At 68.4% G+C, this 18,679-nt stretch carries 20 protein-coding genes; 2 read left to right on the top strand and 18 right to left on the bottom strand.

Features of this window, described 5'->3' with window-relative positions:
* The 13 genes from E3O47_RS12600 to ubiE all read right to left on the bottom strand — a co-directional run.
* Positions 1-385, bottom strand: a 385-nt coding sequence (locus tag E3O47_RS12600; RefSeq protein ID WP_241986202.1) for a transposase family protein, incomplete at its 3' end; no start/stop codon positions are given.
* A gap of 84 nt (positions 386-469) precedes the next feature.
* Positions 470-1,339, bottom strand: coding sequence for a type II secretion system F family protein (locus E3O47_RS12605; RefSeq protein ID WP_241986201.1), 870 nt, complete (start codon positions 1,337-1,339; stop codon positions 470-472).
* Positions 1,340-1,348: 9 nt separating this feature from the next.
* Positions 1,349-2,305, bottom strand: a complete 957-nt coding sequence (locus E3O47_RS12610; RefSeq protein ID WP_241972955.1) for a type II secretion system F family protein — start codon at positions 2,303-2,305, stop codon at positions 1,349-1,351.
* Complete coding sequence (locus E3O47_RS12615; protein WP_134420766.1) at positions 2,302-3,786, bottom strand: CpaF family protein; 1,485 nt, start codon at positions 3,784-3,786, stop codon at positions 2,302-2,304. The genes E3O47_RS12610 and E3O47_RS12615 overlap by 4 nt, the downstream gene beginning before the upstream one ends.
* Positions 3,783-4,790, bottom strand: coding sequence for an AAA family ATPase (locus tag E3O47_RS12620; protein WP_104100710.1), 1,008 nt, complete (start codon positions 4,788-4,790; stop codon positions 3,783-3,785). Before E3O47_RS12620 ends, E3O47_RS12615 begins: the two co-directional genes overlap by 4 nt.
* The gene (cpaB, locus tag E3O47_RS12625) at positions 4,787-5,524 is read right to left on the bottom strand and encodes a Flp pilus assembly protein CpaB (RefSeq protein ID WP_166784696.1); all 738 of its coding nucleotides are present in this window, start codon (positions 5,522-5,524) and stop codon (positions 4,787-4,789) included. The genes E3O47_RS12620 and cpaB overlap by 4 nt, the downstream gene beginning before the upstream one ends.
* Before the next feature lie 8 nt (positions 5,525-5,532).
* Positions 5,533-6,582 carry a TadE/TadG family type IV pilus assembly protein gene (locus E3O47_RS12630; RefSeq protein WP_134415040.1) on the bottom strand — a complete coding sequence of 350 codons (1,050 nt, stop codon included), beginning with the start codon at positions 6,580-6,582 and terminating at the stop codon, positions 5,533-5,535.
* Entirely contained in the window at positions 6,570-6,914 is a 345-nt protein-coding gene (locus E3O47_RS12635) for a TadE/TadG family type IV pilus assembly protein (RefSeq protein WP_241972954.1), read from the bottom strand. The genes E3O47_RS12630 and E3O47_RS12635 overlap by 13 nt, the downstream gene beginning before the upstream one ends.
* Positions 6,915-7,094: 180 nt before the next feature.
* On the bottom strand, positions 7,095-7,289 hold the full coding sequence (locus E3O47_RS12640) for a Flp family type IVb pilin (RefSeq protein ID WP_104100708.1): 195 nt from the start codon (positions 7,287-7,289) through the stop codon (positions 7,095-7,097).
* Between the two features lie 384 nt (positions 7,290-7,673).
* A complete protein-coding gene (locus tag E3O47_RS12645) occupies positions 7,674-8,306 on the bottom strand; it encodes an A24 family peptidase (protein WP_241972953.1) in 633 nt (210 codons plus the stop codon).
* A 6-nt stretch (positions 8,307-8,312) separates the two neighbouring features.
* On the bottom strand, positions 8,313-9,698 hold the full coding sequence (locus E3O47_RS12650) for an FAD-dependent oxidoreductase (RefSeq protein WP_134401005.1): 1,386 nt from the start codon (positions 9,696-9,698) through the stop codon (positions 8,313-8,315).
* A gap of 23 nt (positions 9,699-9,721) precedes the next feature.
* Positions 9,722-10,780 carry a polyprenyl synthetase family protein gene (locus E3O47_RS12655; RefSeq protein WP_134401040.1) on the bottom strand — a complete coding sequence of 353 codons (1,059 nt, stop codon included), beginning with the start codon at positions 10,778-10,780 and terminating at the stop codon, positions 9,722-9,724.
* Positions 10,781-10,824: 44 nt separating this feature from the next.
* Positions 10,825-11,550, bottom strand: a complete 726-nt coding sequence (gene ubiE, locus E3O47_RS12660; protein ID WP_104100704.1) for a bifunctional demethylmenaquinone methyltransferase/2-methoxy-6-polyprenyl-1,4-benzoquinol methylase UbiE — start codon at positions 11,548-11,550, stop codon at positions 10,825-10,827.
* Positions 11,551-11,615: 65 nt separating this feature from the next.
* On the opposite strand from ubiE, the gene E3O47_RS12665 reads away from it, so the two are divergent.
* Positions 11,616-12,848, top strand: coding sequence for an isochorismate synthase (locus E3O47_RS12665; RefSeq protein ID WP_233191371.1), 1,233 nt, complete (start codon positions 11,616-11,618; stop codon positions 12,846-12,848).
* An 88-nt stretch (positions 12,849-12,936) separates the two neighbouring features.
* Here E3O47_RS12665 and E3O47_RS12670 read toward each other — a convergent pair whose 3' ends face one another.
* Genes E3O47_RS12670 through E3O47_RS12680 form a run of 3 tightly spaced genes read right to left on the bottom strand, consistent with a single transcriptional unit; the run spans position 12,937 to position 16,067 of the window.
* On the bottom strand, positions 12,937-13,803 hold the full coding sequence (locus E3O47_RS12670; protein ID WP_104100702.1) for a PPK2 family polyphosphate kinase: 867 nt from the start codon (positions 13,801-13,803) through the stop codon (positions 12,937-12,939).
* Between the two features lie 49 nt (positions 13,804-13,852).
* Entirely contained in the window at positions 13,853-15,589 is a 1,737-nt protein-coding gene (menD, locus tag E3O47_RS12675; RefSeq protein ID WP_104100701.1) for a 2-succinyl-5-enolpyruvyl-6-hydroxy-3-cyclohexene-1-carboxylic-acid synthase, read from the bottom strand.
* Positions 15,582-16,067, bottom strand: coding sequence for a PLD nuclease N-terminal domain-containing protein (locus E3O47_RS12680; protein ID WP_134420768.1), 486 nt, complete (start codon positions 16,065-16,067; stop codon positions 15,582-15,584). The genes menD and E3O47_RS12680 overlap by 8 nt, the downstream gene beginning before the upstream one ends.
* A gap of 71 nt (positions 16,068-16,138) precedes the next feature.
* On the opposite strand from E3O47_RS12680, the gene E3O47_RS12685 reads away from it, so the two are divergent.
* Positions 16,139-16,450 carry a DUF4229 domain-containing protein gene (locus E3O47_RS12685; RefSeq protein ID WP_134420770.1) on the top strand — a complete coding sequence of 104 codons (312 nt, stop codon included), beginning with the start codon at positions 16,139-16,141 and terminating at the stop codon, positions 16,448-16,450.
* Here E3O47_RS12685 and E3O47_RS12690 read toward each other — a convergent pair.
* Complete coding sequence (locus E3O47_RS12690; protein WP_104100782.1) at positions 16,424-17,308, bottom strand: 1,4-dihydroxy-2-naphthoate polyprenyltransferase; 885 nt, start codon at positions 17,306-17,308, stop codon at positions 16,424-16,426. The two genes, E3O47_RS12685 and E3O47_RS12690, sit on opposite strands and share 27 nt — an antisense overlap.
* A gap of 186 nt (positions 17,309-17,494) precedes the next feature.
* Complete coding sequence (locus tag E3O47_RS12695; protein ID WP_206750123.1) at positions 17,495-18,673, bottom strand: AMP-binding protein; 1,179 nt, start codon at positions 18,671-18,673, stop codon at positions 17,495-17,497.
* Between the last annotated feature and the right edge of the window lie 6 nt (positions 18,674-18,679).

Here is an 18,679-nt window from a genome sequence, read left to right on the forward strand (position 1 = left end):
GCCACGCGATGCGCATCAACACGGTGACCGCGGCCTTAGACGTCTGCGTGGCCAGCCACGCGACCTGAGAGTCAAAGTGATGCGTGTGGCCGGCCTGGTGCCTGGCCCATGGCACCGCAGCCACGATCACACCGTGCTCCCGGCACGACACCCGCGGGGCATCCGCCTCCAGAAAGACCCGGGTCGAGCCGAAATCCAATCCCCGCCACCGGCGGCGCCCCGCCCCCTCGTCGTAGCGCGGGCAGCGTTTCTGGCAGCTCCCGCACCGGTTCCGCATCGACCTGGTCAGTCGCACCGACGCAACAAAAACGCCCGCTACGAGGTCGAGATCAACGTCCTCGACCACTGTCTTGTCGACACCGAGCAAAGTCCGCCATATTGNGATTTCGCCGCGGAAGTGCCTCAAAGCGTGTTTTTACAGCAGAATCTCCGTCGAATTCGTTAGGGGCGCGTTCGGCTCCGGCGAGGTTCAGGAGAACGCTTCGATCATGCTCAGCACGGCTGGGGTGAGTAGCACGATGAACAGCACCGGCAGAATGCAGAAGATGAGTGGGAAGAGCACCTTGACCGGGATCTTCATCGCCTTCTCTTCGGCGCGCTGACGGCGGCGCAGGCGCATTTCCCCGGCCTGCACCCGGAGCACGTCCGCGATCGCGATGCCGTAGGTGTCGGCCTGGATGACCGACCGGGTGAACCGGCGCAGGTCCGATGACGAGGTGCGGTCGCCGAGCGCCTGATAGGCGTGCGTTCGGGTGCGGCCGATGCTCATGTCCTGCAGGGTGCGGATGAATTCCTCCGCGAGCGGCCCCTTGCCGTTCGTCGCCGCCTTGGCCATGGCGGCCTCGAAGCCGAGGCCGGCCTCCACGGCGATCGTCATCTGGTCAAGGGTGTCGGCCAGGGCGTTCTGGATCTTCTCTTGTCGCTCCTGCCCGCGGCTGATCAGGAGAAGGTCGGGCACGAAGAAGCACAGAACCACAAGGAGCGCACCGAGCACGAATCGCGTCGGGACCGGGTCCCCGCTGATCCACAGGAGCGCCAGGAGCGCACCGGCGGTGCCCGCGAGCGGCTTGGCGATGAGGATCTTGTCGATGGTCCAGGCCGGGGGCCGACCGGCGAGCGCCAGCCTGCGGTCGAGCATCGCGAGGTACCCTCGGGGAGCTAGTTCGCGCATCGTTCGACCCCGTCTGACGCGCGTTGCGGTCGTCCCGACGAGGTTTAGACCTGCATCCCCGAGGTCGGTGATCGGCTTGCCAGCGCGACCGCCGACGAGGATGCCGACCAGGACCGCGAATCCGCCGGCAACGGCCAGCGAGGCAAGCATTGCGATGAGTGAAGGCACTGGATTCTCCTAGAACTTGACCTTGACGACGGCCATCATCCACAATGAGCCGGCGACGAGCAGGATGGCGGCGACGACCAGGGCGGCGATGCCCCAGATGCTGCCGAAGAAGCCGGCGAAGTAGTTCGGCTGCGTCAGCAGCAGAAACGTGAACACCCCGATCGGCAAGAGGATTAGCACCCAGGCTGACATCTTTCCCTCGGCGGCGAGCGACTTCACCTGGCGACGGATCTCGTTGCGTTCCCGGATGGTGTGGCCCACCCGGTCGAGCACCTCGGACAGGTTGCCGCCGACCTCACGGTTGACGGCGATCGCCTGCGCCACCCACTGGAAGTCCTCGCTCCGCATCCGGGTGGCGGTGTTGTCGAGAGCATCACCGAGGTCCCGGCCGATGCGAGTCTCATTCACGACCCGAGCCAACTCGTCCGCCGACGGCGACGGCGTCTCCTGGGAGGCCGCGTCCACCGCCCGCAGCAGGCTGTGACCGGCCCGCAGGCCGCCGGCCAGAAGCGCAAGGGTTTCGTCGAGCTGTTCCGCGAACTTTGCGCGACGCTGCCCCGCACGCACGTGAAGAAACGCCTTCGCGCCGATCGGGCCGAGCGCCGCGAAGGTCGCCAGGAGCGGTATCGCCCAGAAGGTGCCGTTTCCCAAGAGCAGGCCGGTCAGGGCCAGCACGGTCGACGTCGAGAGCACCATGAGCACGAAGCCGGACGGCTGCATCCGGATGCTGGCCTGTTCCAGTTCCTCCGCGGTGAACGGCGCGCGGCCGCGACGAAGGATCGCCCCCTCGATGGCCTCGACCGTGCGGTCGGTCACCCGGGTGAGGGTCGACGTGTCCACCGCGCCCGGCGCTCGACGGCGTTCCAGCGGCACCCGGGGCCGTGGTGGTGCGATCACCAGGAAGACGATCACGAACAGGGCGATCAGCGCGGCGGCGATTCCTCCGTAGAGGGCCAGCTCATTCATCTCTGGCTCCGGGTGACGAGGTTGGCCTGGAACACGCTCGGGGACAACGGAATTCCGAGGTCCCGGAATTTGTCGGCGAACCGGGGCCGCACGCCGGTCGCCACCGCGTGGCCGAGCAGGCGTCCGGCCTCGTCGACGCCGGCACTGTAGTCGAAGACGAAGGCGTCCTGCAGGGTGACGATGTCACCCTCCATGCCCTGGACCTCCGTCACGTGCGTGACCCGACGGGTGCCGTCCTTGAGTCTGGTGATCTGGATGATCACATCGATCGCCGACGAGATCTGCTCTCGGATGGCGCGCAGCGGCAGGTCCATTCCGGCCATCAGCACGAGGGTTTCGAGCCGGGCGATCGCGTCGCGCGGCGAGTTCGAGTGAACGGTCGAGATCGATCCCTCGTGCCCGGTGTTCATCGCCTGCAGCATGTCCAGGCTCTCGCCACCGCGGCACTCGCCGATCACGATTCGGTCCGGCCGCATCCGGAGGGAGTTGCGCACGAGGTCACGGATGGTGATCTCGCCTTTACCCTCGATGTTGGCCGGCCGGGATTCCAGCCGGATCACATGGTCCTGCTGCAGCTGAAGCTCCACCGCGTCCTCGATGGTGATGATGCGCTCATTGGAGGGGATATAGGCGGAGAGCACGTTGAGCAGCGTCGTCTTCCCGGTTCCGGTGCCGCCGGAGACGATGATGTTGAGTTTGGCCTTCACGCAGGCATCCAGCACCTGGGCCATTTCGGCGCTCAGCGTGCCGAAGCCGACCAGGTCGTTCACGGTGAAAGGTTCGCGCGCGAACTTGCGGATCGTGAGCGAGGAGCCGTCGACTGCGAGCGGCGGGATGATCGCGTTCACCCGCGAGCCGTCGGCGAGGCGCGCGTCCACCAGCGGCGACGACTCGTCGATGCGGCGCCCGACCTTCGACACGATGCGCTCGATCACCCGGCGCAGCTGGGCCTCGCTGGTGAAGCGGGCAGCGCTGCGGCTGAGGCGACCGTCACGCTCGACGAAGATCTGCTCGTGGCCGTTGACCATGATCTCGGTCACGCCGACGTCGGCGAGCAGTGCCTCCAGCGGGCCGTAACCGAGCACGTCGGCACCGATCTCGGCGATCAGCCGGGTGCGCTCCTCCGGACTGAGCGGAACCTGTTCGGCCGCGACGATGCTGCCGAGTTCGGCCCTGGCATACGAGTGCAGCTGTTCCTCACTCAAATTAGGATCGTTCAGGCGCGTGCCGATTCGACCGAAGAGTTCCTGTGCCGCCCGTTCCTTGAGTTCTGCCAGTGGGTCAAGCGGCGGCGCCGGGATGGGTGCGGGTTCCGGAGCGGGAGCCTCTGCCTCCGGTGCAGCTGTGGCCTCGGTGGAGGGTTGAAGGGCAACGTCCGTCACCGCCCTCGATGCAGAGAGGTTGCCGTTGCCGGTCTTCTTGTCGAGCTTGTGCAGTGGACCATCGCGGCGTGCCGCCTCCACTCGGTCGGTCAGTTTCATGCGACAACCACCCTTCGATGCAAGCGACCGCGTTTGAGTGACGCGCTGGGGTCGAATCGGCGCACCAAGTCCGTGAGGGCAGCCGACGCTGGATTTTTCTTTCCGTTCTGGAGCAGCGGAATGCCACGATTCGTGGACAGCGTCACCAGGCTCGATCGGGGAACGGCGACGTCCACCGGCACACCGATCGTTGCCTCGACGTCCTTCACGCTCAGCCCGCTCACCCGGTCGGCGAAGTTCAACACGACATGACGGGCCGGCGGCATGATGCCGATGGTGGCGAGAACGGCGAGCTCCTTGCGCAGGCCGCGTGCACCCGGCACGGACATATCGCAGAGGAATACGGCGTCTGTGGCAGCCTCGAGGGCGGCCAACGCGTGTTCACCCAGGCCGGGCGCCGTGTCGATGATCACGAACCGAAAGATCCCGGCGAGTTGGCGAATCAGGTGACCGAGCTGCTCGCCGGTGACCCGGTCCCCGTCGGCCGGCGACTCCGCGCCGCACACGACGTAGTAGCCGTCCGGATGCGGGGTGAGGTAGGCCTTGAGCACCATGGCGTCGTTGGCCGCGACGGCGGTGACGGCATCCGGCAGGAAGCGTCCGGGTGTCAGCGACAGGGCCATGGCCACGTCCCCGAACTGCACATCGGCATCGACGAGCACCACCGACAGCGGGGCCAGCTTGGCGAGGCCGACGGCCAGGTTGGTCGCGATCGTCGTCTTGCCGACACCGCCCTTGGCGGCCACCACCGCGATGGTCTGGCGCGGGATGACCTCCGGCTCCGGAGTCTCCTCGGTCGTGGGCGGATCGAGGGTGGGGGGTTCGAGGGTGGACGGTTCCTGCTCATCGGCTGCCGACCGGTCGTCGAGTGCGGTGACATCCGCTAGCCCGATCTCGCCCGAGCTGCCATCCCGGGCTTCGTCGCCGGGTCCGACGGCCGAGGCCGTCTGCGCTACCGACCCCAGCACCCCGTCACGCCAGGGGCTCAGTCGTGGGCGGCTCATTGGAACACGACGCTTCCGTCGACGACCGCTGAACCGGTCTCATCAGCCGTCTTCGGCTCGATGGTGAGCCACACGCTGCCGAATTCCTTGCCCCAAACCAACTTCTGGATATCTGCGGTCGGCCGAGCGAGAGTGACCATGACGGTCTCGGCTGCCTCGGCTGCCGCGTCCGCTCCGTCGGCAGGGGGCGTACTGGTTCCCTCGCGTACCGCGGTGACGAGCACCTTGTGGAAGACCTGCCTGCTGATTGGCGTGTCTTCGGCGCCGTCAGCGCCCTTGATGGTGGCGGAAATCACGACGCCGACGGTGTCGCCCGGCTTGATCGTGCCGCCGACCACCCGCTCGACGGGAAGGGCGATGCTGACCGCCTGCATTCCCTCCGGCAGTGCGACGTCTCCGCTGGCCGCCCGCGTGGCGGGCGTCACCCAGCGAGACTCGAGCAGCTGCTCGCCGGGCATCAGTGCGGTGTCCGCCACCAGGCCCTCCAGGTCGCTCAGCTTCGTCACCCGGCCCGGCACCGCGGCGAGGGCCGGGATCTGCTTCGCGGTGATGAGGTCGGTGATCGCGCTCGCCTCGGTGCCGGCTGGGATCTCATCGGCGACCAGGTAGACCGATACGAACTCGGCGCCGTCGGCTGCTCGCGCGTCGGCGCTGTTCACGTAACCGGTGAGCACGACGGTGCCAACGATGGCCAGAACGATCGCGAGGATCGCGCCAATGAGTCGGGTTTTCATTGCAGCTCCTACTTGATTAGGTTGACGCTGGTTGCGTTGAGTTGAGGCCCGCCCAGTCCGAACGCCCCGTCGATGGAGACCCATTTATTGAAGTAGCCCTGGATGCCGTTCCAGTTATTGCTCTTGTCGCTTTCATCGCAGGGTTTAGGGGCCTTGGGGTCCTTGGGAGCCTTGGGAGCTGTTGGGGCTGCGGCGGGGCAGAGCGGGGCCAGTGGATCGAGGACCTTGGTGGACGGGAAGTTCCAGCCGGTGATGGTGAACCCGGCAAAGGCGAAGATGCGATACTCGGCGTTGGTTCCCGTGCCACGAACGCGGTCATAGATCGGCACCAGCACCGTCGTGCCCTTGAGGCTTTCCAGCTTCGACTTGCAGTCGGTGTTCACACTCCCGCCGGCGTCGCTGCCCACCCAGAGCTGCCCGGCCGCGTCAAGGTTGAGACTCAAGTTGACGATCGCCACGCAGGCGTTGGCGTTGTCAAGCCAACCAAATCCCCCGGGGATGACTTCCTCTGAGGGAGCGTGCTTGCAGATCTTGTTGGTGTCGGTGCGGATGGTCACATGTTTGCCCGACGCCGCCAACGACTCCTGAAACTCGCACCAGGACAGCGCGAGCGCGAGCACGGGGCCGGACCCCGGGCCGCCCCACTGCGCCGTGGCGGTCGCGCCCACGGTCGTAGGGTCGACGCCGATGAACCGGGCGAAGGGGTGACTGATGGCCCCTGCATTGGTGCCGGCGACGCGGGTGCTGTCGGAGACCGTCACGGTCTTGCTAGCCATGCTGATGCTCGGTGCCAGCACGTTGGCGGCGCCGTCATTCGCGTTGTCGTTGGTGAAGCGCGCGGCGGCGCCGGCCGGATCGGTGCAGACACCGTCCTGGCAGTCGCGGGCGACGGCGAGGGCGGCGGCATCCGCGCCGTTCTGAAGCTGTGCGCGCTCCGCGTAGAGGGCCCCGACATCGACTGCAATCGCCACGAACCCCAGCAGAGGCACGAGCAGGATACCGACCATCACAGCGCTCGCACCGTGCTCGGAACGGAGCCCACGATTCAACCACCGCATAGCATGACTCCTTTGCCGGTCAGGGGAAGCGTGGTGCCGAAATAACCGGTCAGAAGTGACACGCTGTAGGTGATGGTGACCGTGACGGCCTGGTTGGCGGCACACGCCGCGGGCGTGATCGAGATCTGGCCGCCCGACATGCTCGGGCTGATTGACGGGGCGGCGGCGATGGCCGCGGTTTTGGCCGTCGACTGACTGTTGTGAATCGCCATGTTCCTGGCGCCCTCGCGGGCCGCATTGGACAGCGAAATCTGAATGTTGTAGAGCCGGCTGAACTCGATGAGGCCGAGCACCAGCAGCAGGAGAATGGGCAGCACGAGCGCGAACTCCACGGCGGCAGCGCCGCGTTCGCCTCGTCGATGGAGGAAACGCATCATTTGGTGGCCCCTTCGGGTAGGCCTGGCGTTGCGGGTGAAAGTCGGGGGTGAGTGCGGGCGGCGGCGGCTCGTTTTGGCAAGCCACCGCCGGCGCACGGGGTTCTGGCGGATCATGTTCCGCCGGGCACGCGTCGGTTAGCCGGGGGTGCCGCCGAGGTCGACCGCAACGCCATTGAACATCCCCGTCAGGGCGAGGCCGATTGCGCCGACAGCGCCGATGATGACGACGGCGATGAGCGAGACCATGAGGCCGTACTCCACTGCGGTGGCGCCCTCTTCGTCGGTGCGCAGGCTGTTCATGAGGGCCTGAATTTTGGTGTAGAACTTCATCTCGGGTTTTCCGTTCTGTGTGGGCCGGCCAGGTCGGCCGAGCGAATGACCACAAGCTACGTTCGTCGAGAAAACCTCACTACGCCCCAAAAGGGGGGGTCCCTGTCTTAGGGGTAGCTGAATGAGCGCTAGATGAAATCCGAAAGCGGCGTGACAATGACCCGCGACGTGGGCTTGTCGCGAGCGAGGCCGTCATTCGGGTTCGGGCCGGTCAGTTCGAGTGGCTCAGGGAACCGCGCGGGAGGTGTCTCCGGGCGCGCCGCGGGCAGGAAGATTCGGGTACACAGGTACTCCTCGGGTGAAGCGAACTCGCCGTAGGGTCGGTGACAGCGTCACCGTAGCCCCGTTTCAGCGAACGTCCTGGCCCCCGCCGGGGGGGAAAATTCAGGCAAACAGCACGCCCAGGAAGGCCCCGGCGAGCATGGACGGCCCGAACGGGATGGAGCCCCGCAGGGTCACCCGGCGAAGCGTCAGGGCAACCAACGAGACCAGGCCGCCGATCAGGAAGGCGCCGAAAGCACCGACGAGAAACGGGGTCCAGCCCAGGTAGCCGAGCGCAAGGCCGATCACGGCGGCCAGCTTCACGTCGCCCATGCCAATGCCGCCGGGCGAGATCAGGGCGAGCACGAGATAGAACGCGAACAGCGCGGCACCGCCAAGGAAGGCCCCGAGCAGGGCCTGCCAGGCCCCGGATGCCGCCGCCGCGAGCGTCAACAGTATCGGTAGCACGATCAGCGAGGGGTAGACCAACGCGTTCGGCAGACGCTTCTCGTTGATGTCGACGACGCTGAGCACCACGGCAATCAGTGCCAGGTACAGATACGCCGGCAGCTCCCACCCGACCCCGAACTCCCACACGACCAGGGCGACCAGCAGGCCGGTCGACACGGTCACCGCGGCACGCACCGGCCAGGCGAAGCGGCGGCGGATGCGCAACATCCGTTCGACAATCCCGGTCAGGAAAACCCCGAGTGCGGCGCCGATCAGACCGGCGACAATCGACAGCCAGGGCGCCACGCGCGTCTACCTCACGCCGCGGGAAATCGTGACCATCTCGTCGCGGGGAACCACCTTGACCCGCACGCGACCCTCGTCGGAGCCGAGCGCGAGCTCGTGCTGATCGAGCCGGTGCCAGCCGTCGAGGTTCGTGTATTGCACCCCTCGCTCGTCGAGCAGGTCCACGATGCTCTGCTCCGAGGGCGACTCCGGGCGCCACCAGTTGCCGAGGTCGTTGATCAGGTGCCGCACGGTCTCCATGGCGTCGGACTTCGTGTGCCCGATCAGCCCGACCGGTCCGCGTTTGATCCACCCGGTCGCGTAGACGCCGTACAGCTGCGTGTTGGCGCTCTTCGATCCGAACGATGGGTCGCCCTTCCAGAGAACCTGCCCCTCCCGGTTGGGGATCACGCCGTGCTTCCTGTCGAAGGGAACGCCCGGCAGCGGCGACCCGAAGTAACCCACGGCGCGGTAGACGGCCTGGATCGGGAGCTGGCGGATCTCGCCGGTGCCGACGACGCCGCCCTGCCCATCGGGGGTGGTGCGTTCGTAACGGATGGCGCCGACCCGGCCCTCGCCGTCGTTGACGATCTCTACGGGCTTGGCGAAGAAGTGCAGGTGCAGGCGGCGGCTGGCCGTGCCGACCGGGCGCTCCCGCCACTTGTTCAAAACCTTGTCGATCACGAAGACCTGCTTGTTGCTGGCCACGGCGTCCCGCGCGGCATCGTCGTAGTTGAAGTCCTCGTCGTAGAGGACGATGTCCACATCGGGCAGGTCGCCGAGTTCCCGCAGCTCCAGCGGGGTGAACTTCACGGAGGTCGGTCCACGGCGGCCGAACACGTGCACATCCGTCACCGGCGATGCCTTGAGTCCCTCGTAGACGTTCGTCGGAATCTCGGTGCTCAGCAGGTCGTCGGCGTGCTTGGCGAGCATACGTGCGACGTCGAGCGCCACGTTGCCGTTGCCGATGACGGCAACCTCCTGGTCCTCCAGCGGCCAGGAGCGCGGCACGTCGGGGTGCCCGTCGAACCAGCTCACGAACCGGGCGGCCCCGTAGGACCCGTCCAGGTCGATGCCCGGGATGTCCAGGTCGGCGTCGCGCACGGCCCCGGTCGCGAAGATGACGGCGTTGTAGTGCTTCTTCAGATCGTCGAGGGTGATGTCGATACCGAACCGCACGTTGCCGAAGACGCGGATGTCGCCGCGGTCGAGCACATCGCGCAGGGCCGTGATGATGCCCTTGATCCGGGGGTGGTCCGGGGCGACGCCGTAGCGCACAAGTCCATAGGGTGCCGGCAGGTGGTCGAACAGGTCGATCGAAACCTCGAAGTTCCGTTCCGCCTTGAGCAAGATGTCGGCGGCGTAGATACCCGCAGGTCCCGCGCCGACAATGGCCAATCGCAACTTGGTCATGGAAGCCTTTCTAGCTTGATCGTCTAACTGGATCGTTCAACGATCGTGTCGGCGAAACGGGTGAGGGCCTTCTTGACCGAGCCGTCCGGCAGCGGGGCGAGGGCTTCGACCGCGTCATGCGCCCAGCCGTGCGCCTCGGCGAGGGTCTGCCCGGTCACGTCGTGCTCGCGCAGCGCGGTGATCGCGGAGTCCGCCGCAGCGGTCGCGACGCCGTTGCTGGCCATCACGTCGCGTTCGAGGCGTTCGAGCAGGGCGGCGGCGTCGTCGTCGTGCGGGGCGCGCTCGCGCAGGCGCAGCAGCGGGAGGGTGGCCACCCCGGCGCGCAGGTCGGTGCCGGGCACCTTGCCGGTCTCCTCCGGCTGCGGGGAGAGGTCAAGCACATCGTCGATGAGTTGGAAGGCGACGCCGATCTTCTCGCCGAACGCGATCACCGGCTTTTCGAACTCGGAGGGGGCGTCGGAGAAGATGATGCCCGCCTGGGCGGCCGCCGCGATCAGCGACCCGGTCTTGTCGGCGAGCACCTGGATGTAGTGCTCCACGGGGTCCTGGCCGGGCTGTGCACCGACGGTCTCGTGCAGTTGGCCGAGCACGAGGCGCTCGAAGGTGTCGGCCTGCAAACGGATGGCCCGTTCGCCCAGCCGTGCCATCAGCTGGTTGGCGCGGGCGAAGAGCAGATCCCCGGTCAGGATCGCCACCGAGTTGCCCCACACGGTCTGCGCGCTCGGCACCCCGCGGCGTTTGTCCGAGTCGTCCATCACATCGTCGTGGTAGAGCGAGGCCAGGTGGGTGATCTCGATCGCGGTGGCCGCGGTGATGACGTCCGCGTGGTTGCCGCTGCCGAGGTGGGCGGTGAGTAGCGCCAGCATGGGGCGCACGCGCTTGCCGCCCGCGTTGAGCAGGTAGCGGCTGGTGACGTTCGCGATCTCGTCGGCAAAGGTCACCTCGGCGAGCAGACTGGCCTCGACCTGGTCGATTCCCCCGTCGATGCCCGCGGCGAGGCCACGGTCCTGGGCGGTCGAGAAAATGCGATCGCTGAGGCCGAGCTGGCTCGTCACGGATGAGCCGCGACGGAACAGGGGCATGCTCGGTTTCACTCTGTCAGCCTAACGATCGGATCTGGGAGGATTCAAGACGGTGCGTTTGACGCATCCGTCGGCTTGATGCCGCGATGCAGTGCCACGATACCCAAGGTCAGGTTGCGGTAGGCGACGGCGTCGAAGCCCGCCTCCCGCAGCCAGGCACTGAGGGTCTGCTGATTCGGCCAGGCCGCGATCGACTCGCCCAGATAGTCGTACGCCTCCGCGTTGGAGGACGCGAGCTTTACGATCATCGGCATCACGCGAGTGAGGTAGGCGAAGTAGCCCAGCCGGATCGGTGCGAACGGCGGCGTGGAGAACTCGCAGATCACGACGCGCCCCCCAGGCTTGGTCACCCGGTAGAACTCGGCCAGGGCCTTCTTGGGCTCGACCACGTTGCGCAGGCCGAACGAGATGGTCACGGCGTCGAACTCGTTGTCGGCGAACGGCAGCGCGGTGGCATCGGCCTGAACGAACTCGACCTGCGGATTGTCCGCGTGGCGTGAACGGCCGACCGCGATCATGCCCTCCGAGAAGTCGGCGGCCACAACGTGCGCGCCCGTCTTCGTCAGCGCGACGCTGGACGTGCCCGTTCCGGCGGCGATGTCGAGGATGCGTTCGCCGCGCCGGGGGTTCACGGCGCGGGTCGCGGCCATCCGCCACAGGGCCGCGTTCCCTACCGAGAGAACGGCATTCGTGCGGTCATAATGGGTGGAGACCTGATCGAACATGGCAGCGACCTGCTCGGGCTGCTTATTGAGGTCTGCTCTACTCACTCCCACAGTCTAGATTGCCCGCGGACACGCCGGGCTCTTCACAGCCTCTGGCATAGGCTATGCAGGTGAATGCTCAGGCTCTAACGGTTGAAACCACCCCCATCGCCGACATCCGCCAACTGATTCTTCTGCTCGACACCCGAGCACCGCTGCTCTGGATGCGGCGCAACCAGGGTCTGGCCGGCATCGGCACGGCCCTGCGGCTCGAGTTCTCCGGAGCGACCCGGCTGACGGATGCCGCCACCGCCTGGCGCGACGTCGCGGCCGCCGCCACCGTGTCCGACCCGATCGAAAGCACCGGCACGGGCCTGCTCGCTTTCGGAGCCTTCGCCTTCGACGCCTCCTCGGCCCAGACCAGCGTGCTGATCGTGCCGCAGGTCGTCATCGGGCGCGACAACGGCCGATGCTGGGTGACGCGCATCTGGCCGACCGGCACCACGCCGCCGGAGATTCCCCTGGCTCGCCGTCCTCTCGGCACCGAATACCGCATCTCCCTGCTGCCGGGCGCGCTGCCGCCCGCCGGGTACCGCGACGCGGTCGGCGAAGCCGTGTCCCGCATCGCCTCCGGAGACCTCAACAAGGTCGTGCTGGCCCGCGACCTGGTCGGGCGGCTGCCGGCGGAATCCGACCTGCGCCGCGCCGTCAGCGAGCTGGCGCTGGGCTACCCCGACTGCTGGACCTACGCGGTCGACGGCCTCGTCGGCTCCAGCCCGGAGACCCTCATCCGCGCCGACCACGGGGAGGTCAACGCCCGCGTGCTCGCCGGCACGATGTCGCGGGGCGCGGATGCCGCCTCCGACCTGGAGGCAGCCCTCCAGCTGGCCACCTCCGCCAAGGACGGCGACGAACACGCCTTCGCGGTGCAGAGCGTGCTGGCCTCGCTCCGCCCGCACACCTCTCACCTCATCACCAGCGAGATCCCGTTCACCGTGAAGCTGCCGAACCTCTGGCACCTGGCAACGGATGTCGAGGGCACCCTGAGCGACGGATCGAACTCGCTCGACCTGATCGCCGCCATGCACCCGACGGCCGCGGTCGCCGGCACGCCCACCGGGACGGCGCTCGCCCTGATCCGCGAACTCGAGCCGTTTGACCGGGGCCGTTACGCGGGCCCGGTCGGCTGGGTCGGCGCCGACGGCGACGGCGAGTGGGCAATCGCCCTGCGCTGCGCCCAGGTCAGCCCCGCCGGCAGCGTCACGGCCTACGCTGGCTGCGGCATCGTGCTGGACTCCGAGCCGGAGCGCGAGCTCGCCGAAACCCGCATGAAGTTCCGCCCCGTCGTGGAGGCCTTCGGCTGAGAAGCCTCCGCAGACTCCGCGCAGCGAGGATCCCCGCTCCGGGCGAGAGTGCCCGCTCCGCGGGCCACTCTCGACCGAACGAACACACTCAGGTCGCGGCGAGGCGGGCCTTCTCGACCTCGACGTCGAAGGTCGCGGACGGCCAGGTCAGGTCGAGACGCTGCAGGGCGTCGATCAACAGGTGCTGCACGGCCAGGCGGGCGTACCACTTCTTCTCGGCCGGCACTACGAACCAGGGCGCGGCAACGGTCGACGTGCGTTCGAGGGCGAGCTGGTACGCCTCCTGGTAGGCGGCCCATTGCATGCGTTCCTCGATGTCGCCCGGGTTGTACTTCCAGTGCTTGTCCGCGCGTTCCAGCCGCTCGGCCAGGCGCTCCTTCTGGTCGTCGGAGCCGATGTGCAACATGACCTTGACGATCGTCGTGCCGGCGTCGACGAGTTCCTGCTCGAACCGGGTGATCAGGCCGTAGCGCTCCTCGATCTCCGCCGCCGGGGCCAGCGCGCGTACGCGGCCGACCAGCACATCCTCATAGTGTGAACGGTCGAAGACCCCGATCAAGCCGGCGTCGGGCAGCCGTTTGCGCACCCGCCAGAGGAAGTCGTGGGACCGTTCCACCTCCGTGGGCGCCTTGAACGCGTACAGACGGATGCCCTGGGGGTCGACAGCGCCGACGACGTGGCGCACGATGCCGCCTTTGCCGGCCGTGTCCATGGCCTGCAGCACGAGGAGCACGCGGCGCGGGTCGCCGGACCGACTGTTCGCGAAGAGCATCTCCTGCAGGTCCGACAGCACGCCGGCCCCGGAGGCCAGCGCTTCATCCGCGCTGTCCTTCTCCACCCCGTCGAAGCCGGGCGTCGAGGCGGGGTCCACGCCCGCGAGCCGGAACCCCGGCGTCACCCGCAGCAACGCCCCCGGTTCCCCGGCCCAGAATTCCTGCTCGCTACGTCCAGCCACGGTGCACCCTTCGTTACAGGATCAGTGTCCCGCAGACGCCCCGGCAAACCTAGCGAACCAGCGGAACCTCGAGGATGCTCGGCCCCGCGTGCGGCGCGGTCAGCGCGCGCTCGAGGTCGCTCCGGGTGGCCGCCAGACCGTATGACCAGCCGTAGGCGGCGGCGAGGTTGGCGACGTCGGCCTGCTGCGGGGTGAAGAGAACCCGGTTGATCGCGTCGGCGCGGGCGGATGCCGCCACCTCCAGACCGTCGAAAATGGTGCCGCCGCCGTCGTTGCCGACGATGATCTGGAGCCGCGGCAGCGCCTCCCCCGGGGTGAGCAAGAGCGACCCGACATCGTGCAGCAGGGTGAGGTCGCCGACCACCAGGCGGGTGACCCCGGTGGACTGCGGCGTCGGACCGGTCTGGCTGGCCAGGGCGATGCCGACGGCCGTGGCGACCGTGCCGTCGATGCCGGCCAGGCCGCGGTTGGAGTGCACGGAGATCTTCTTGCCGGGAACGCGGCGGTCGGCCACCCGCACCAACCGGGAGGCACCGAAAACGAGACGGTCGTGCGGCCAGGAGGCGCGCCAGACGGCGTCCACGAGCATGGGCCGGGTGACCGGCGCGCGCATGGCGGCCAGCTCTTCGCGGGTGATTCCGCGATCACCGATCGGGATCGATTCGCGGGCGGCTCCCGCGGCCAACAGGTGCCGGCTGGACATCACCCAGCGGCCCAGCCATTCCCGCCCCTCGGGGCTGCCGGCCGCTGCGATGGCCACGGCGTCTGGGGTGGCGGCGCGGGCGAATACGCGCACCCGGTGTCCGGGGTTGAACCATTCGGTGCCGGTGGGAGCCACCACAATGGTCTCCACACCCTCGCGGACGATCATGGCCGGCACCTCACGGCTGAGCGTCGGGTGACCGAACACGACAGCGCGCTCGACCCGCCCGCCGAGGTCGGAGGCCAGCAGCAACTCGCGGTAGGCGGAGACGAGGTTCGGGCCGAACCGGGCGCCGCTGCACACCTCGGCCAGCAGCGGCCAGCCGCCGGTACGCGCGAATTCCTCGGCCTCGGGGCCGGCGCCCGTGCCGGCGATGACCACGGTACGCGGTCCGCCCGTGACCGGGAAGACCGGTTCGGTCGGGGAAGCGTCCACGACGGGCGCGGCGAGCACCGCGGCCGACTCGGCGAGTCCGACCGGGCCGGAGATCGCTTCGGGAGTCAGCGCCACCGGCGCCGACAGCGGCTCCCGGAACGCCAGGTTGAGCTGCACCGGGCCCGGATCGAGCGAGGTGGCGCCGGTGGCGGCATCCGTCGCGCGTCGGGCCAGGGCAATGGCGTCGGCGTGCTCGCCGGCCGCACCCTCCGGTGCGGGCGCATCCACGCACAGGCGCGTCGCCACACCGAACAGGCCGGGCTGCACGGTGGTCTGGTTCGAACGGATGCCGCGCAACTCGCTTGGCCGGTCGGCCGTCAGCAGGATCATGGGCACCCCCGAGTGGTGCGCCTCGAGCACCGCGGGGTGGAGGTTCGCCACGGCCGTGCCCGAGGTGCAGACGACCAGCGCCGGCCGGCCGGCCTCGACGGCTAGGCCGAGAGCGAGGAAGCCCGCGCCGCGCTCGTCGAGGCGCACGTGCAGCCGGATCAGCCCGATCCGCTCCAGTTCGGCGGCGGCCAGGGCGAGGGCCTGCGACCGGGCGCCCGGGCTGAGAACCAGGTCGCGCACGCCCAGACGCACGAATTCACCCAGGAGAGAGAAGCTGAAGTCTGTGGCCGGGCTACCGCTCGACGCGATGTCAGGCATCCCGCCGGCCAGGCAGATCGCCTTCGCCCGGCTCGGATTTTTTCGGCTCGAACCCGGCTTGGCCTTTCTGGCCGGCCTGACTGCCCTTACCGCCCTGACCGGTCGTGCCGGAGGTTCCTGTCGTGTCGGTGGTTCCTGCCGCACCGAGGTCCCGGGGATCCGGAGCGTCGAGGTCGGCAAGCTCCTGCTCGAGGGCACGGAGTCGTTCCTGGTCGGACGTGGCCCGGTCCAGACCCTTGAGGAAGTCGATGTCGTCGTCGGGGGCGAACGATCGCACGATCTTGCCCGTGCTGGCACGGCCGCGGCCGATCAGCAGCCACAGCACCGGCCCGATCACGGGAATGAGCACGATCACGAACATCCACACCCAGCGTGGTAGCCCGCGAACCCGGGATCGCTGCAGAAGCGCGCAATCCACCAGCGCGTAGACGGTGAGGACGACGACGACGACTCCAAGAGCGAACCACAGGCGAACCATTCCCACAGTGTATGGCTCCCACCCGTGAGATCGGTGAGTGAGCGCACAGCCCGGCGATCTAAACTGTGGCCATGAATGTTGTTCCCGCTTGGGTGTCCTATTCGGTCTTCCGCGTGCTCCTGTTCGCCGTTCCGCTCGCCGTGATGCTCTTCCTCCGGATCGAGTGGTGGCTTGCCGCGATCGCCGCCGCTATGATCGGAGCCTCGCTCTCCTTCATCTTCTTGCGGAAGCCTCGCGAGAAGGTCGCGCTGGGCCTCTACCAGGCGCGGCACCCCGATACGGAGTCGGCGCACCCCGACGCCGTGTCCGAGGATGCTGCCCTCGACCGGGCCGATGCGCGGGCGGCCGATGCCGACCTACAGCGCGAACGCGAGAGCCAGTAGCAGCCCGTAGGCCAACGCCGAGACGCTGGTCAGCTTGAGGGCCAGCACCAGTTCGGTCGAGGTCGTCGCCGTCACCGTGATCAACCCGGCCGGCACCGCCAGCAGCAGCACGAAAAACGTCAGCCAGGCCAGCGGGTAGAAGACCGCGAAGAAGGCGACGATCGCGAACGCCAGCAGCAGGAACAGGCAGAACACGACGCGCGACGCCATGCTCCCGATCAGCACCGCGAGGGTGCGTTTGCCGGATGCCCGGTCCGGCTCCAGGTCGCGCAGGTTGTTGACCATCAGCACGGCCATGGCGATCAGGCCGATCCCGACACCGCTCAGCCAGCTTTCGGTGTTCACGGTGCCGACCTGCACATACGTGGTACCGACGGTGGCCACAAGGCCGAAGAACACGAAGACGAAGACCTCGCCGAGACCGAAGTAGCCATATGGTTTGCGTCCGCCGGTGTAGAACCAGGCCGCAATGATGGCGAGGACACCCACCAGCAGCAGCCACCACTGACCGGTCAGCACCACCAGGGTGAGGCCGGCGAGCGCGGCGAGCGCGAAGAATGCGAGGGCCACCGTGAGTACGGCACGGGGCTGGGCGGCTCCGCCGCCGGTCAGCCGGGCCGGGCCGATCCGGTTGGCGTCAGTGCCGCGGATACCGTCGGAATAGTCGTTGGCGTAGTTCACGCCGATCTGCAGGCACAGGGCCACGATCAGGGCGAGCACCGCTCGTACCGGATGGAAGACGCCGGGGCCGCTCACGACGATCGCCGCACCGGTGCCGAGGGCCACCGGTGCGATAGCCAGCGGGAGGGTGCGCAGGCGTGCTCCGGAGACCCAGTCTCCTGCCGTGGCCGGTCCGATTCGCGCCGGGCCGCGGCCGGCGGGGGCGTTCCGCCGGGCCGGGTTGCCCGACCTCCCGTTCCGGGCCGCCGAAGAGGTCGCTGCCGAGGGATTCAATCGCTGTTGTGAGGGCCTGACCGGCCGCGCTCCGTGTGCCACGCCTTCATAGTACGTGCCGGTGGCTCGGTGGCTCGGTAGCTCGGCAGCTCAGAGATCGGCGATCATCCGGCCCAGGGCAAGACGGTCGGGTTTGCCGGTGGAAAGCTGCGGGATCGACGCGACCCACACGAGGCACGCGGGCCTGGCCGCCTTGCCCAGCACGGATGCCACGGCTTCCCCGATTCTCTCGAGGGAGTCCTCGGGGAGGCCGGCCGCACCGGGTTCCGCACCGGGTTCCGCCGGCACGACCAGCACCGGGACCTGGCCCCACGTGACGTCGGGCCGCCCCACCGCCACGGCCTCGCCGAAGCCCGGCAGCGACCGGACGACCCGCTCGACCGCGTCGAGCGACACCTTCTCGCCGCCGGAGATGATCACGTTGTCGGCTCGCCCGAGCACGCGCACGATGCCCGTCGCGGCATCCACCTCGCCCAGGTCACCCGTGCGGTACCAGCGTCCCCCGTGCACCTCGAGGAAGCGGTCACTGGTGCGCGGGGGGTCACCGAGGTACCCCTCGGCGAGCACGGAGCCCGCGATCTCCAGCTGCCCATCGACCACGCGCACCTCGGAGTTGCCGATCGGGGTGCCGTTGTAGACACAACCGCCGGAAGTTTCCGACGAGCCGTAGGTGGCGAACACGTGCAGGTCGAGGTCGACGGCCCGCTCGGCGAGCAGCGACGGCAGCGCCTGGCCGCCGACCAGAATGCCGTCGAAGCGGCGTAGCGCGGCCAGCAGATGAGGGTCGTCTGCGGCCGCGGCGACCAGCCGGGCCAGCTGCACCGGAACCAGGGCGGTGAACCGCAGCGGCTCGGTGAGGCGCCCGGCTGAGGCGGCGAACACGGCCGGGTCGAAGTGGCCGCTCGGCAGCACGACGGGGACGGTGTCGGCCACGATCGAGCGCACGAGCACCTGCACCCCGGCGATGTAGTGCACGGGCAGGGCCAGCAGCCACTGACCGGAGCCGCCGAGGCGCACGCTGGAGGCGGCGGCGCTGCTCAGCAGGGCGTCGGTGCTGAGCATCACGCGCTTGGGCACACCCGTCGATCCGGACGTCTCGATCACCACGGCCACCTGACGGGGCACGCGCACCAGGCTCAGCCGCCCGGCGGCCTCCTGCCGGCCGGGTACCGGCAGCACGGCGTCGCCGGTGTCGGCCAGCGCGAGGCGCAACGGGGTCATCAGGTCGAGCGGGTCACCGACCGGCACCACCCTCAGCCGACGGAACATGGTCGC

Source organism: Cryobacterium sp. TMT2-17-1 (genome assembly GCF_004402765.1).
GTDB classification, from domain to species: Bacteria; Actinomycetota; Actinomycetes; order Actinomycetales; family Microbacteriaceae; genus Cryobacterium; species Cryobacterium sandaracinum.

Bases quoted from the DNA above. Each gene is read 5' to 3' on its own strand.
- E3O47_RS12610 (WP_241972955.1), bottom strand. From the start codon at position 2,305: ATGAATGAGCTGGCCCTCTACGGAGGAATCGCCGCCGCGCTGATCGCC.
- E3O47_RS12615 (WP_134420766.1), bottom strand. From the start codon at position 3,786: ATGAAACTGACCGACCGAGTGGAGGCGGCACGCCGCGATGGTCCACTG.
- E3O47_RS12620 (WP_104100710.1), bottom strand. From the start codon at position 4,790: ATGAGCCGCCCACGACTGAGCCCCTGGCGTGACGGGGTGCTGGGGTCG.
- cpaB (WP_166784696.1), bottom strand. From the start codon at position 5,524: ATGAAAACCCGACTCATTGGCGCGATCCTCGCGATCGTTCTGGCCATC.
- E3O47_RS12630 (WP_134415040.1), bottom strand. From the start codon at position 6,582: ATGCGGTGGTTGAATCGTGGGCTCCGTTCCGAGCACGGTGCGAGCGCT.
- E3O47_RS12640 (WP_104100708.1), bottom strand. From the start codon at position 7,289: ATGAAGTTCTACACCAAAATTCAGGCCCTCATGAACAGCCTGCGCACC.
- E3O47_RS12650 (WP_134401005.1), bottom strand. From the start codon at position 9,698: ATGACCAAGTTGCGATTGGCCATTGTCGGCGCGGGACCTGCGGGTATC.
- E3O47_RS12655 (WP_134401040.1), bottom strand. From the start codon at position 10,780: ATGCCCCTGTTCCGTCGCGGCTCATCCGTGACGAGCCAGCTCGGCCTC.
- menD (WP_104100701.1), bottom strand. From the start codon at position 15,589: ATGCCTGACATCGCGTCGAGCGGTAGCCCGGCCACAGACTTCAGCTTC.
- E3O47_RS12680 (WP_134420768.1), bottom strand. From the start codon at position 16,067: ATGGTTCGCCTGTGGTTCGCTCTTGGAGTCGTCGTCGTCGTCCTCACC.
- E3O47_RS12685 (WP_134420770.1), top strand. From the start codon at position 16,139: ATGAATGTTGTTCCCGCTTGGGTGTCCTATTCGGTCTTCCGCGTGCTC.
- E3O47_RS12695 (WP_206750123.1), bottom strand. From the start codon at position 18,673: ATGTTCCGTCGGCTGAGGGTGGTGCCGGTCGGTGACCCGCTCGACCTG.